Below are 13,767 nucleotides of genomic sequence, written 5' to 3' on the forward strand. Positions count from 1 at the left end.
TTGTTCTAACGTATAATAAATATATTACCATAAGAGTATGGGAAGGTGGAATTATGGCTGAAAGAAAGAAAAAAACATATGAGATCGGGGAGCTGGATCAGTATCTTTTTGGACAGGGGAACCATTACGAGATATATAAGAAGCTGGGATCGCACCGAGTAAAGGATGGACACCGCCAGGGTGTGTATTTTGCTGTGTGGGCACCGCATGCGAAGTCGGTATCCGTTGTCGGTGAATTTAACGAATGGGATACACAGGCGAATCCGATGAAGCGGGAAGAGCCGTTGGGAATTTATACGTGCTTTATACCAAAGGTACAGGAAGATATGATGTATAAGTATTGTATTGAGACTTATACGGGAGACTACATTTTCAAGGCAGATCCATTTGCAAACTATGCAGAGTTACGACCGGGAACTGCATCGAGAGTGCATGATATCAGTGAGCTGAAATGGTCGGATACGCAGTGGATGAAGCGCAGGGAAGACTGGGATCATAAGAAAGAACCAGTGTCTGTGTATGAAGCGCATATCGGTTCGTGGAAGAAACATCCGGGGCGTGAGGACGATGGATTTTATACATACCGGGATTTCGGTAAAGAGATAGTCAAATATGTAAAAGACATGGGTTATACGCATGTGGAGCTGATTGGTATTGCGGAGCATCCGTTTGACGGTTCATGGGGATATCAGGTGACAGGGTATTATGCACCAACTTCCAGATATGGAACCCCGCAGGACTTTGCATGGATGGTCAACCATCTGCATCAGCATAATATCGGTATCATTCTTGACTGGGTGCCGGCACATTTTCCGAAAGATGCACACGGACTTGCTGATTTTGATGGAACCCCAACGTTTGAATATGCAGATCCGAGGATGGGAGAACATCCGGACTGGGGAACGAAGATTTTCGATTATGGAAAGAATGAAGTGCGGAACTTCCTGATTGCCAATGCGCTGTTCTGGGTGGAATACTTCCATATAGACGGTCTTCGCGTAGATGCGGTTGCGTCCATGTTATATCTGGATTATGGAAAGAATGCAGGAGAGTGGGTGCCGAATAAGTACGGAGAGAATAAGAACCTTGAAGCGATTGATTTCTTTAAGCATCTTAATTCGGTTGTGCTTGGCCGTAATCCAGGTGCAATGATGATTGCTGAGGAATCTACTGCATGGCCGAAGGTAACCGGGGATGTGGAAGACGACGGACTGGGATTCAGCTTGAAATGGAACATGGGCTGGATGCATGATTTTACAGAATATATGAAATTGGATCCGTATTTCAGAAAAGATAATCATAATCTGATGACATTTGCAATGAGTTATGCATATAGTGAGAACTATATTCTGGTTCTGTCGCATGATGAAGTTGTACATCTGAAGTGTTCAATGTTGAATAAGATGCCGGGACTTGGATTTGATAAATATGCGAATCTGAAAGTCGGATATGCATTTATGATGGGACATGTCGGTAAGAAACTGTTGTTTATGGGACAGGAATTTGCACAGCTCCGTGAGTGGAGTGAGGAGAGAGAGCTGGACTGGTATCTTCTTGCAGAGCCGGAACATCAGGCGATCCAGAACTGGGTACGTGATCTTCTGCATTTGTATAAGAATAAAAAAGCGATGTATGAGGCAGATCATGAATTTGGTGGCTTTGAGTGGATCAATGCTGATGACGCATACAGAAGTATTTTCAGCTTCATGCGTCATTCCAAAGATGGCAAGAAGAATCTGTTGTTCGTATGTAACTTCACACCGATGGAAAGAGCAGATTATCGTGTTGGTGTTCCGAAGAGAAAACAGTATAAGTTGCTGCTGAACAGCGATGAAGAGAAATACGGTGGAACGGGTGAGAAACGCCCGCAGGTATACAAAGCACAGAAGCAGGAATGCGACGGAAGACCATATTCATTCGCATATTCTCTTCCACCATACGGCGTAGCAGTTTTTGAATTTTAAGAGTAACTATTCAGAACCAAGTATAAAAAGAAGAGACGATACGGCATGCTTGCATGCAGGTGTCGTCTCTTCTTTTTATACAGGTGACTCGAATAGAGTCACCGCCCCGAACATGAGCAAAAGAGCTGCGAAGCAGCGGAAAAGCGCGAGAGACGCGCGAATTTGCGAATGAGCGGGTAAGGTTCTGAAAAGTAAAAGAAACTCGAATAGAGTCACCGCCCCGGACATGAGCAAAAGACCTGCGAAGCAGTGGAAAAGCGCGAGGGACGCGCGAATTTGCGAATGAGCGGGTAAGGTTCTGAAAAGTAAAAGAAACTCGAATAGAGTCACCGCTTAGCTATTTCACTTCCTCCATCGTCGGGATAGAGACAGCCGCTCCCGCTCTGGAGCAGGTAATGGCAGATGCTTTTGACGCCAGTTCCAGCGAAGCAGGAATATTTTTGCCGTGTAACAGTCCGGATAAAAAGAACCCGGTAAATGTATCTCCGGCAGCGGTTGTATCTACAGCTTTTATTTTAAAGGCTGGCTGATAAATCTGTGTGTCGGAAGAGAGATACATAGAACCTTCTTCGCCGAGTGTCAGTACAAAATCGTTCTCAGGGAAAAGCTCCTGCAGTCTGGAAGCAAGCTCTTCGTTATCGGAAATATCAGCATCCGACAGTTTGCTCTTAATCAGCCCGGCAGCTTCAATCTCATTTACAAAAAACAGATCGATGAGATGCAGCGGAAGTTCAAAAATCTTCGCATCCATTGGAGAGGGATTCAAGATGATCTTCATGCCTCTGGCTTTCGCATTGATAATGATATAAGAGAGCTGATTGATCTCATTCTGGAGAACCAGGTAATCTCCTGAGCCAAAATGAGAGAGAACTTCATCTGCATATATTGTTGTGATTTGCTGGTTTGTTCCGCCATAGAGAAGAATACAATTGTCTCCCTGCACATCATTCTGGATGATTGCATGCCCGGTTGGCGTTTTTGTGTCGGTATGCAGAAGTTCTGTATGTACTCCGGCAGCAGTTAAAATGTCAGAGAGAAATTGTCCGTCGGCTCCGATGACTCCGGCATGCCAGACTGACATGCCGGCTTTTGCAAGGGCGATAGACTGGTTCAGTCCTTTTCCGCCTGGATATTGTTTTAAATCTTCGGAAGAAAGGGTTTCCCCTTTCTTCACAAAGTGCGGTACTTTATATACGTGATCAATATTTAATGACCCAAAATTCAGTATTTTCATACCTGTATCCTCCGTCTGTAAAATATCGAAAGTACAGTGACTTTAGTTGGAGGAACTGTCGTCCGAAGAATTGCTGTCTGAGGAATCTGAATCACTTCCGGTCAGTCCCTTGAAAAAGTTCACGACTTTATCCCACCAGCCTTCAGTATCTGCATTCTGAACTTTGTCTTTGATATCGTCCAGTGTGCTGTTGCTGACAACATCACTTCCGAGAATATCATCTTTGGTCTGGCTGATGATTCCACCGGAATTGCTGTTATTTCCGCCGAAAAATCCTTTGATGTTATTGACTAGTTTTGTGAAGAAACCTTCGCTCTTGCCTTCCAGGTTGTTCAGCGTCTGCTGAAGAGATTTGACATCGTAATCATACTGGGAAATCTTCTCCATCAGGGATACGATCTTATCTTTCTGCTCGTCGGTGAGATTAACGTCCAGATCTTTCGCTTTTTCATCGACTGTATCTGCAATCTTATCTTCGTCGCTGATATCATTTGCAATGACATCTTCTTTGACATCGTTCATCAGATCTGTTGCCTTGTCCTGTCCGATATCGTCAGCAAGTTCACCGGTAGTTACAAGCTCTTCTGTAGCGGCTTCTTTCTGCCCTTCGTCCAATTTCTCACCGCTTGCAGTCTCATAAGCCATCATGATTCCGGTTAAAGCACCAGTTCCGGATACTTCGATCGGAGATGCCGCAACAACGTTGCAGTTTTCTACGCCGGAAGTTGTCAGAGTGCTGGCAATCATGGAACTGGTTACAAATGTAAGGTTTGCGACCTTCACCTGGATACCGCCGCTTGTAGTTGGTTCTACATAAGAACAGCTGTAAGTCTTGTGACCAATCTGCGCTTCAGATGCAATTCCTTCCATATATTTACGTTCGTCCTGATTGGTAACTTCGATCGTTTCTACACTGTCCTTGCTTGTTCCGAAATATTCATACATAGACTTCTTCTGGTCGTCTGACAGGTTTGTCCCGATCGTAACAACTTTGGAACTGTCTGCGTTGGCGATCATCGGAAGACTTGCACATGTAAGTGTAACTGCCAGAGCAAGTGGAATGATTTTTTTAAATTTTTTCATAATAATGGCTGTTGCCGTACCTCCTTTTATGACTGGTATTACCAGATGTATTTTTAATGAGTTTAAATAAAAATGATGCCAGAAGACTGCAGAAATGTATTGATTTTGCAATCTTTTCCATTATTATATGGGAGCTGGCATCATTATAGTATCATAATCGTTTTGGTTTGCAAAGAAAATCCGTCTTAACTCTTTCTGAAGATTTTCTTTAGGCGTTCTTCTAATATAGAAGAGGAAATCAGTCCGCCGAAAGAGGCGAGAACTGTACCGCTTTTAAAGCAGACAAATGTCGGGACGAGATCATCCGTATAAGTTTTGGCTAAGAGTGGTGATTCGTCAATGTCTACTTCTATAAATAAATACTGCGCATGGTATTTGCCGGATATTTCTTCTGCAATTGGTTTCATCATTGCACATTTTGCGCACCAGGATGCGTAAAACATCACAACGACCGGCACGCCGGAATTGTGTATAACAGCAGGAAAATTTGCTGTAGTGACATGCTTCATAAATCAGCCTCTTTTCTTCGTATGGCAGTCCGTGTCTGTATTCAGGTACCGGCATACTTCGCAGAAAGAATGTAAAAGACATGAGAATGGTCTGTGACAGCGCCTGTTGCAAATGTTGGTAAAACAAAAACAGGAGTGCCGTCGTCTTCGTTTCGGTTTCATGAATGTGTACCTCTGCACAGACTATTGTTACTTTATTATATGATACAAAGTAAAAAATGCGTATGATGAACGTGCAAGAGGCATATGCTTATTTCCTTGCCGCAATCAGTTTGTTGATCGGATGTTTCATGGAAGAGAATTTCTCTTCGTATTCTGTCATGACATTGCCTTCGTTCATGGCAGGATCATGATGCAGGTCATAGGTACATGCGGTCATTTTCCAGATGTCGGATGTTTCCAACTGTTCGGTGGAGAAATCAAAGAGATCTCGGTTGTCTGTTTTAAATTCGACAGTGCCATCCGGAATGAGGATCTTGTCATAGCGGGCAAAAAATTCTGCAGATGTCAGACGTCTTCTTGCATGGCGGGCTTTCGGCCATGGATCGGAGAAATTCAGATAGATCCGGGATACTTCATTTTCAGCAAAAACTTCCGGAAGATCTGTGGCATCCATACAGATAAAGCGTAGATTCGGAAGATGGAGTGTGACTGTTTCTTCGGATGAAGAATCGGATGTTACCTCCAGCTTCTCGACAGCACGTAGAAGGACACTGGAATAACGCTCGATGCCGATATAGTTGATATCTGGGTTCTGCTCTGCCAATGTCAGAATAAACTGACCTTTTCCCATACCGACTTCAATATGAAGTGGATGATTATTGTGAAAAATTTCGCTGTTCCATTTGCCACGGAAGTGTCGCTCATCTTTGATTACCATTTCTGAATTGGCAAGTACGCTCTCCGCACGGGGTATATTTCTTAATCGCATAGAATGTTCCTTTCTGATATTATCCTTATTAAATACATTTTTTCATGTATATTGCATGTGCTTTTCCAGTTTAACTTTTGTCCTTTAAAATGTCAAATTTGCTATGGATTTTTCTGAAAATAAGAGTATTATATAACATATACATAAAAATACGGAAAAAGAATGGAGGCGGATTATGGATTCTGTAGTAGAAAAGTTGAGCGAAATTGAAAAAACAGCAGAAGATATTGTTGAATATGCTGAAAAACAGAAGGCGGAGATTGAACATCAGATACAAAATGAACGAGACGTGTTTGATCGGGAAACAGAGCAGGCTACACAGGACGAGATTTCCAGAATTCGTGCGCAGGCAAAAGAAAAAATGGATGCAGTTATGGAGGAGCAGAGGGAGAAGAACCAGAAGCTTCTGGAAGAACTGCGAAAAGAATATGAAGAAAATCATGAGGCGTATGCCAGAGAGATATTAGAACATATCACAGAGGTATAGAACATGGGAAATGTTATGGCTTACAGCGGAATTGTCACGAAAGTCCACGGGATGCAGGCGAAACTTCTGTCGGAAGAGGAGCTTGAGGAAGTCGCATCCAAAAAGACAGTTCCGGAAGTAATTGAGTATCTGAAAGAAAAGCCGGCATATGCAGAGTATATGAACCGGCTGGAGGTAAAACTTTATCATCGAAGGAATGTTGAGAAAGTGCTGTATCAGTCTTTGTATGCAGACTGGTCCAGACTGTTCCGGTTTGCGGGAATGGAACAGAAGAAGTTTTTGAAAGTTTACTGGAAACGGTATGAAGTGGATTTGATCAATTACTGTCTTCGTATCGTATTTAATCATTATGAAAAACCATTCGATCTGGAATACAAGAAAGACTTTTTTGACCGGTATTCACAGATCTCGATTGACAAGATGATTACGTCCAGAAATATTGACGAGCTGGTAGATAATTTACAGGGTACGGAGTATTATGAACCGCTCATTAAGATAAAAGATTCAGGTGCAGCGACGTTGTTTGACTATGATCTTGCACTGGATCTCTATTATTTTACGACACTTTGGAGAAAACAGCGCAGACTGCTTAAGAAGAAAGAGCTGGAGATCTATACGCGAGACTGCGGAACAAAGATTGATCTTTTGAATATCCAGTGGATATACCGTGCGAAGAAATATTATCATTTACTGCCGCCGGATATTTATGCACTTACGATTCCAATCCATTACCGGCTGAATCTGGAAGATTTTAAGATGCTGGTAGACACACCGAGTGTGGAGGAATTTCAAAATCGGCTGGACGAAACATATTATGCGAAGAAATATGAGATCGGGAAGGAACAGAAGACGATGGAGCAGATTTATCAGGACTGCCTGCGTCAGTTGTACCTGTCAGACCGAAGGCGAGAGCCGTATTCGATCGCATCGATCAGCACATATCTGTTTTTAAAAGAAGAAGAAATTAAAAAGTTGACGACAGCGTTTGAATGTATTCGCTACGGATTAACAACAACAGAGACTTTAGCATATATGAAAGGGGTGATTCGATGATCGTCAAGATGAAATTCTTAAGCATAAGCGGGCCGAAGACAGACATTGACCGTGTCTGCGACCAGTATCTTTCTAAGTATGAGATGCAGTTGGAAAATGCAGTGGCTGAGCTTAAGACAACGGACAATCTGCAGCCATTTGTAGATTTGAATCCTTACCGGGAACCGCTCGCGAAGGCGGAGCAGTTTACGGCAATGATCAAGGATGACAAAATCTGTCCGAAAGCAGTGACATCGCAGGAGGAGATGCTTGCAATGATCCGGGAAGTGAATCATGATTTTCTGGAACTGCAGGAACAGAAAGAATTATTAAAAAAGAAAGTAGAAAGTTTACGGGAAAGACTGGATGTATTGACACCGTTTCAACCGCTGGATCTGGATCTGTACAAAGTTATGCGTTACCGCTATATGAAGGTGCGGTTTGGACGGATTTCGGTAGATTATTTTAATCGGCTTGAAAAATATTTATTTGATGATCTGAATGCAGTATTTATAGAGGGAGCAAGGGATGAGAATTATGTCTATGGATGTTATTTTACATCCAATCCGGAAGCGAGCAAAATAGACTCTGTATTTAATTCACTTCATTTTGAGCGGATCAGCCTGTCATCAGATTTTATTGGAACGCCGACGCAGGCATGTGAGGAATTACAGAAAGAGATTGGTAAAACGAAAAAGAAGATCAAGAAGATTAAGCAAAGTATCCGTGTGCTGGTTGAAAAGCATGCGGCAGAACTGTTAGGAGCGCAGAAGCGTCTGGAAGAATTGTGCAATATCTTTGATGTGCGTAAGATGGCAGCGCGAATTGAGGAAGGCGACAACAAGGAAGAGTATTACATCCTGTGCGGATGGATGGGCGAAGAAGATGTCGCTAAATTCCTGGAAGAGACGAAAAAGGATGATAAGATATTTGTTGTAGTGGAAGAAGACAGAGAGAAGTTCTTTGGTGAACCGCCGACAAAACTTAAGAATCCGAAGCTTTTCAAACCGTTTGAGATGTTTGTACGGATGTATGGGCTTCCGGCGAATGATGAGATGGATCCAACAATGTTCGTGGCACTTACTTATACATTTATTTTCGGCGCGATGTTCGGAGATGTGGGACAGGGCTTCTGCCTGTTTGCAATTGGTGGAATCCTGTATTTGACGAAGAAGATAAATCTTGCGGGAATTATATCGGTTGCAGGTATTTTCTCAATGGCATTTGGATTTATGTTTGGAAGTGTATTTGGTTTTGAAGATGTGATACCGGCACTATGGTTGAAACCGGTAGAAGCTATGACAAATCTGCCATTTATCGGGCAGCTGAATACGGTATTTATTGTGGCGGTTGCCTTTGGCATGGGACTGAACCTGCTGGTGATCCTGTTCCAGATGATCAATGCGATAAAAGCACATGATAGAGGCAATCTGTTATTTTCCAATAACGGGCTGGCGGGATTTGTATTTTACGGATGTATCATTCTGACAATCGTTCTGTATATGACAGGACATAAGACGCCGAGTAATATTTTACTGGCAATCTGTCTTGGCATACCGGTCATCCTGTTTGTATTTAAAGAACCTCTGACGAATCTTGTGGAGCATAATCACAAGAAACTCGAAGAGGGAAAAGTGATGTTTCTTGTGCAGGGATTTTTTGAATTATTTGAGACGATGCTGAGTTATTTTTCCAATACATTGTCTTATGTGCGAATCGGTGCATTTGCAGTCAGCCATGCGGCGATCATGGAAGTTGTACTGATGTTGTCTGGAGCGGAGAGCGGAAGCGTGAATATCTTTGGCGTGATTCTCGGCAATGTGATCGTGTGCCTGTTAGAGGGACTGATTGTAGGAATCCAGGTACTCAGGCTGGAATATTATGAAATGTTCAGCCGTTTTTATAAAGGAACCGGAAGAGAGTTTAAACCATTTGATCAACATAAAAAAGAACATTAAGATCTGGAAAATAGGAGGATATTATTATGACACTGACTGTAAAATTACTGCTGATCGCAACTTTGATTCTGAGTATCATCATACCCTTTGGGTATTATCTGCTTGGCGAGCAGTCGAAAAAACGCTATAAAAAAGCAATCGGAGCAAATGTGTTTTTCTTCTTTGGAGCATTTGTGATTGCGGGAATTATGTTATTTGGCGGAGACACTGTACATGCAGCAGAAGCTGCAACGCAGACCGCTTCTAATGCAACCGGATTCGGATATCTTGCCGCCGCACTTGCAACCGGTTTATCCTGTGTCGGTGGAGGTATTGCCGTAGCCAGTGCGGCAAGCGCAGCACTGGGTGCCATCAGTGAAGATTCCAGCGCACTTGGAAAATCACTGATCTTCGTAGGACTTGCAGAAGGTGTTTGTCTGTATGGACTGATCATCTCCTTCATGATCCTTGGTAAATTGTAAGATGAAAATGTATCTGATCAGTGATAATATCGATACTCTGACAGGAATGAGGCTTGCCGGTGTAGACGGCGTGATGGTGCACACGCGGGAAGAGCTGCGCAGTGCCATTGAAGAAGCGATGCATGATAAGACCGTTGGAATTATCCTGCTGACAGAAAAATTTGGAAGGGAATTTCCGGATCTGATCAATGAGATTAAACTGGAAAGGACGATGCCGCTTCTGATTGAAATTCCTGACAGACACGGAACCGGACGAAAAAAAGATTTTATCACTTCGTATGTAAATGAGGCAATCGGACTGAAGTTATAGATAGGAAGAAGGTGGCATGCTTGACATTAGAGGAGAAAATAAAGCATCTTCGCACGAAGGCGATGGAAGAAGCCCGTGGCGAAGGAAATGCAATCATCAAACAGCATGAGGATGCGCTCCGGCAGCTTGCAAAGCAGCATGAAGAAGAGGTGAAACGTCAGGTAGAGACGCGGATCAAAGCAGAGCAGGTAAGTGCAAAGCAGCAGCTCAATATGGCAATGTCAAAGGCGCAGCTCGAACTGAAAAGAGAGATCAGCGCGACGCAATTTGAATTAAAAAAAGAACTGTTTCAGGAAGTGGAAGAAAAACTGAATGATTATATGCAGACACCACAGTATCAGGCACTTCTTGTTACTTATATAGAAAAGGCTGCCAGATTTGCAGATGGAAAAGAGATGACGATATATCTTAATCCGTCGGATGCAAGATGGAAAGATTATTTGGAAGAGCATACCGGCATGAAACTTACGATCAGTAAAGAAGATTTTATTGGCGGAGTGCGCGCGGTAATTCATGAAAGAAATATATTAGTTGACTATGCGTTTAAGGGAGCGCTGGAAAATGAATCCCATAAATTCTCATTCAAGGGAGGTGCGGGAATTGACTAGCGAAAAGACTGGAAAGATATATGGCATTAATGGCCCCGTTATCTATCTGAAAGGGAAGAATGGATTTAAAATGTCGGAGATGGTCTATGTCGGAAAGGAACGCCTTGTCGGTGAGGTGATTTCTCTGGATAAAGATCTGACAACGATCCAGGTATACGAGGAGACATCGGGACTGCGTCCGGGAGAAGAAGTTACGGCATCGGGCGCTGCTGTCTCTGTGACACTGGCTCCGGGAATACTAAATAACATATTTGATGGAATCGAACGACCGCTTGAGAGAATCGCAGAATCAGGAGGTGCATTTATCACACGTGGTGTCAGCGTGGACGAACTGGATAAAGAAAAATTATGGGATACACATATAACAGTGGGTATCGGTGATCTGGTGCACGGAGGAATGATTATTGCAGAAGTTCCGGAAACGCGTGCAATCGTGCATAAATGCATGGTGCCACCGGATGTAGAAGGAAAAGTAATTTCGGTTGTACCGGATGGACAGTATACGATCAAGGATACGCTGATAACACTGGAGCTTGCGGATGGAACATTAAAAGAACTGTCAATGACACAGAGATGGCCGATCCGTGTACCGCGGCCGGTATCGGAACGCTATCCGGCAAGCGTACCGCTTGTAACCGGACAGAGAATCCTGGATACCATGTTCCCGATTGCAAAGGGCGGAACCGCCGCAATTCCTGGAGGATTCGGAACCGGAAAGACGATGACACAGCATCAGATCGCAAAATGGTCCGATGCAGATATTATTATTTATATCGGATGTGGAGAGCGTGGAAATGAGATGACACAGGTTCTGGAAGAATTTTCCGAGCTGGTCGATCCGAAATCCGGCAATCCGCTGATGGATAGGACAGCGCTGATCGCAAATACTTCTAACATGCCGGTAGCTGCCCGCGAAGCATCTATTTATACCGGACTCACCCTGGCAGAGTATTATCGTGATATGGGGTATGATGTGGCGATTATGGCAGATTCTACTTCACGATGGGCAGAGGCACTGCGTGAACTGTCCGGACGACTGGAAGAGATGCCGGCAGAAGAGGGATTTCCGGCTTATCTTGCATCCAGACTGTCCGCATTCTATGAGCGTGCAGGTATGATGCAGACATTAAATGAAGCAACCGGATCAGTATCGATCATCGGTGCAGTATCGCCACAGGGTGGAGATTTCTCTGAACCGGTCACACAGAATACAAAGCGTTTTGTGCGCTGCTTCTGGGGACTGGATAAATCGCTGGCGTATGCGAGACATTTCCCGGCAATCCACTGGCTGTCCAGCTACAGTGAATATCTGAACGATTTAAGTGGATGGTATTCGGATCACGTATCGCCGAAGTTTGTAGATTATCGGAATCGTCTGATGGCAATTCTGAATCAGGAGAGCAGTCTGATGGAGATTGTAAAACTGATCGGTGGCGATGTACTTCCGGATGATCAGAAACTGATTTTGGAAATTGCAAGAGTGATTCGTCTTGGATTCTTGCAGCAGAATGCATTCCACAAAGATGATACATGCGTTTCGCTGGAGAAACAGTTTAAGATGATGGATGTTATTTTATATTTATATAAGAAAAGCCGGAGGCTGGTTGCGATGGGTATGCCGATGTCTGTGCTGAAAGCCGAAGGGATTTACGAAAAGGTAATCGCTATTAAATATGATGTGCCGAACGATAACCTGCAGCTTTTGGATCTGTATAAACGGGATATTGACGAGTTCTACGATCGTGTCGTAGAGAAGAATGCATAAAGGGGGAGTAAGTTGTGGCAATTGAATATTTAGGACTGAGCAGCATAAACGGACCTCTTGTTGTGCTGGAAGGGGTACAGGATGCATTTTATGATGAAATTGTAGAATTTGTAGTAGATCATAAGATCCATAAAATGGGAAGAATCGTGGAACTTGATGAAGACAAGGCAATCATCCAGGTATTTGAAGGTACGGAAAATATGTCGTTGGACAATACGCATACCAAGCTGACCGGACGTCCGATGGAAGTTGATGTGTCCCCGGAGATGTTGGGGCGTACATTTAACGGAATCGGCGAACCGATTGACGGACTTGGACCGATCACGGCAGCAGACAGGCGGGACATCAATGGGCTTCCGTTAAATCCGGTAAAGAGAGAGTATCCGAGAAACTATATCCGTACCGGCATTTCAGCAATTGACGGATTGACAACACTGATCCGTGGGCAGAAGCTCCCGATTTTCTCAGGAAACGGACTTCCGCATGACCAGCTTGCGGCGCAGATCGTGAAGCAGGCATCACTCGGCGAAGGTTCGGACGAGGAGTTTGCGGTTGTATTTGGCGCTATGGGTGTCAAACACGACGTGGCAGAATTTTTCCGCAGAACATTCGAAGAGAGCGGTGTATCCGATCATGTATGTATGTTCCTGAATCTTGCAAATGATCCGGTTGTTGAACGTCTGATCACGCCGAAAGTGGCACTGACGGTGGCAGAATATCTTGCTTTTGAGTGTAATATGCACATCCTTGTTATTCTGACAGATATGACATCCTTTGCGGAGGCGATGCGTGAAGTATCTTCCTCCAGAGGAGAAATCCCGTCAAGAAAAGGATATCCGGGCTATCTGTACAGTGAGCTGGCAACGATTTATGAGCGTGCCGGAATTGTGGAAGATTCGACTGGTTCTGTGACACAGCTTCCGATCCTGACGATGCCGAATGATGATATTACACATCCGATTCCGGATCTGACCGGATATATTACAGAAGGGCAGGTTGTTCTGGACCGGAATTTACACGGGCAGGCAATTTATCCGCCAATCAGTATCCTGCCGTCACTGTCCCGTCTGATGAAAGACGGGATTGGAGCAGGCTACACAAGAGAAGATCATCAGGATCTGGCAAATCAGTTATTTTCAGCTTATGCAAAGGTGGGGGAAGCGAGAAATCTTGCCTCCGTTATCGGAGAAGATGAGCTGTCACCGATCGACAAGCAGTATCTGAAATTCGGAGAAGAATTTGAAAAACGATATATCGGTCAGGGCCCAAAAGAAAACCGTACTATTCTGGATACGCTGGATCTCGGCTGGGAACTTTTAGGTTTACTTCCAAAAGAGGAATTAGACCGAATCGATACGAAACTGGTTGATAAATATTATAAGAAAAAAGAAGAGACGGATGAGGAAGAAAGTGAATCATAAGAAA

13 protein-coding genes are annotated in these 13,767 nt (G+C 43.8%); 9 read left to right on the forward strand and 4 right to left on the reverse strand.

What is annotated here, in order from left to right; translation table 11 throughout:
• Window positions 1–53 precede the first annotated feature (53 nt).
• A complete protein-coding gene (gene glgB / locus DXC04_RS03725; protein WP_118519815.1) occupies window positions 54–1,964 on the forward strand; it encodes a 1,4-alpha-glucan branching protein GlgB in 1,911 nt (636 codons plus the stop codon).
• A 337-nt stretch (window positions 1,965–2,301) separates the two neighbouring features.
• On the opposite strand, the gene DXC04_RS03730 is transcribed toward glgB, so the two are convergent.
• The 4 genes from DXC04_RS03730 to trmB all read right to left on the reverse strand — a co-directional run bounded on the left by DXC04_RS03730 (window position 2,302) and on the right by trmB (window position 5,721).
• Window positions 2,302–3,198 carry a ribokinase gene (locus DXC04_RS03730; protein WP_118659995.1) on the reverse strand — a complete coding sequence of 299 codons (897 nt, stop codon included), beginning with the start codon at window positions 3,196–3,198 and terminating at the stop codon, window positions 2,302–2,304.
• Window positions 3,199–3,240: 42 nt separating this feature from the next.
• A complete protein-coding gene (locus tag DXC04_RS03735) occupies window positions 3,241–4,281 on the reverse strand; it encodes a DUF1002 domain-containing protein (protein WP_118659997.1) in 1,041 nt (346 codons plus the stop codon).
• Window positions 4,282–4,466: 185 nt separating this feature from the next.
• Window positions 4,467–4,790 carry a thioredoxin family protein gene (locus DXC04_RS03740; RefSeq protein ID WP_118659999.1) on the reverse strand — a complete coding sequence of 108 codons (324 nt, stop codon included), beginning with the start codon at window positions 4,788–4,790 and terminating at the stop codon, window positions 4,467–4,469.
• Between the two features lie 250 nt (window positions 4,791–5,040).
• Window positions 5,041–5,721 carry a tRNA (guanosine(46)-N7)-methyltransferase TrmB gene (gene trmB, locus DXC04_RS03745; protein WP_117537479.1) on the reverse strand — a complete coding sequence of 227 codons (681 nt, stop codon included), beginning with the start codon at window positions 5,719–5,721 and terminating at the stop codon, window positions 5,041–5,043.
• 175 nt (window positions 5,722–5,896) lie between these two features.
• Here trmB and DXC04_RS03750 point away from each other — a divergent pair, with 175 nt between their 5' ends.
• The 8 genes from DXC04_RS03750 to DXC04_RS03785 are packed head-to-tail and all read left to right on the forward strand — an operon-like array spanning window position 5,897 to window position 13,763.
• Window positions 5,897–6,208: a L17 family ribosomal protein gene (locus DXC04_RS03750; protein ID WP_118660001.1), complete on the forward strand. Its 312-nt coding sequence runs from the start codon at window positions 5,897–5,899 to the stop codon at window positions 6,206–6,208.
• Between the two features lie 3 nt (window positions 6,209–6,211).
• Window positions 6,212–7,261, forward strand: a complete 1,050-nt coding sequence (locus DXC04_RS03755) for a V0D/AC39 family V-type ATPase subunit (protein ID WP_021860416.1) — start codon at window positions 6,212–6,214, stop codon at window positions 7,259–7,261.
• On the forward strand, window positions 7,258–9,198 hold the full coding sequence (locus DXC04_RS03760) for a V-type ATP synthase subunit I (protein ID WP_118660003.1): 1,941 nt from the start codon (window positions 7,258–7,260) through the stop codon (window positions 9,196–9,198). The genes DXC04_RS03755 and DXC04_RS03760 overlap by 4 nt, the downstream gene beginning before the upstream one ends.
• 26 nt (window positions 9,199–9,224) lie before the next feature.
• Entirely contained in the window at window positions 9,225–9,659 is a 435-nt protein-coding gene (locus DXC04_RS03765; RefSeq protein ID WP_021860414.1) for an ATP synthase subunit C, read from the forward strand.
• Window position 9,660: 1 nt separating this feature from the next.
• Window positions 9,661–9,969 carry a V-type ATP synthase subunit F gene (locus tag DXC04_RS03770; RefSeq protein ID WP_117537487.1) on the forward strand — a complete coding sequence of 103 codons (309 nt, stop codon included), beginning with the start codon at window positions 9,661–9,663 and terminating at the stop codon, window positions 9,967–9,969.
• Between the two features lie 20 nt (window positions 9,970–9,989).
• The gene (locus tag DXC04_RS03775; protein WP_118660005.1) at window positions 9,990–10,577 is read left to right on the forward strand and encodes a V-type ATP synthase subunit E; all 588 of its coding nucleotides are present in this window, start codon (window positions 9,990–9,992) and stop codon (window positions 10,575–10,577) included.
• Window positions 10,531–12,342: a V-type ATP synthase subunit A gene (locus tag DXC04_RS03780; protein WP_442873193.1), complete on the forward strand. Its 1,812-nt coding sequence runs from the start codon at window positions 10,531–10,533 to the stop codon at window positions 12,340–12,342. The genes DXC04_RS03775 and DXC04_RS03780 overlap by 47 nt, the downstream gene beginning before the upstream one ends.
• 14 nt (window positions 12,343–12,356) lie before the next feature.
• Window positions 12,357–13,763: a V-type ATP synthase subunit B gene (locus DXC04_RS03785; RefSeq protein WP_118660009.1), complete on the forward strand. Its 1,407-nt coding sequence runs from the start codon at window positions 12,357–12,359 to the stop codon at window positions 13,761–13,763.
• Window positions 13,764–13,767 lie beyond the last annotated feature (4 nt).

The organism is Dorea sp. OM07-5 (genome assembly GCF_003481355.1).
GTDB classification, from domain to species: Bacteria; Bacillota; Clostridia; order Lachnospirales; family Lachnospiraceae; genus Dorea_D; species Dorea_D hominis.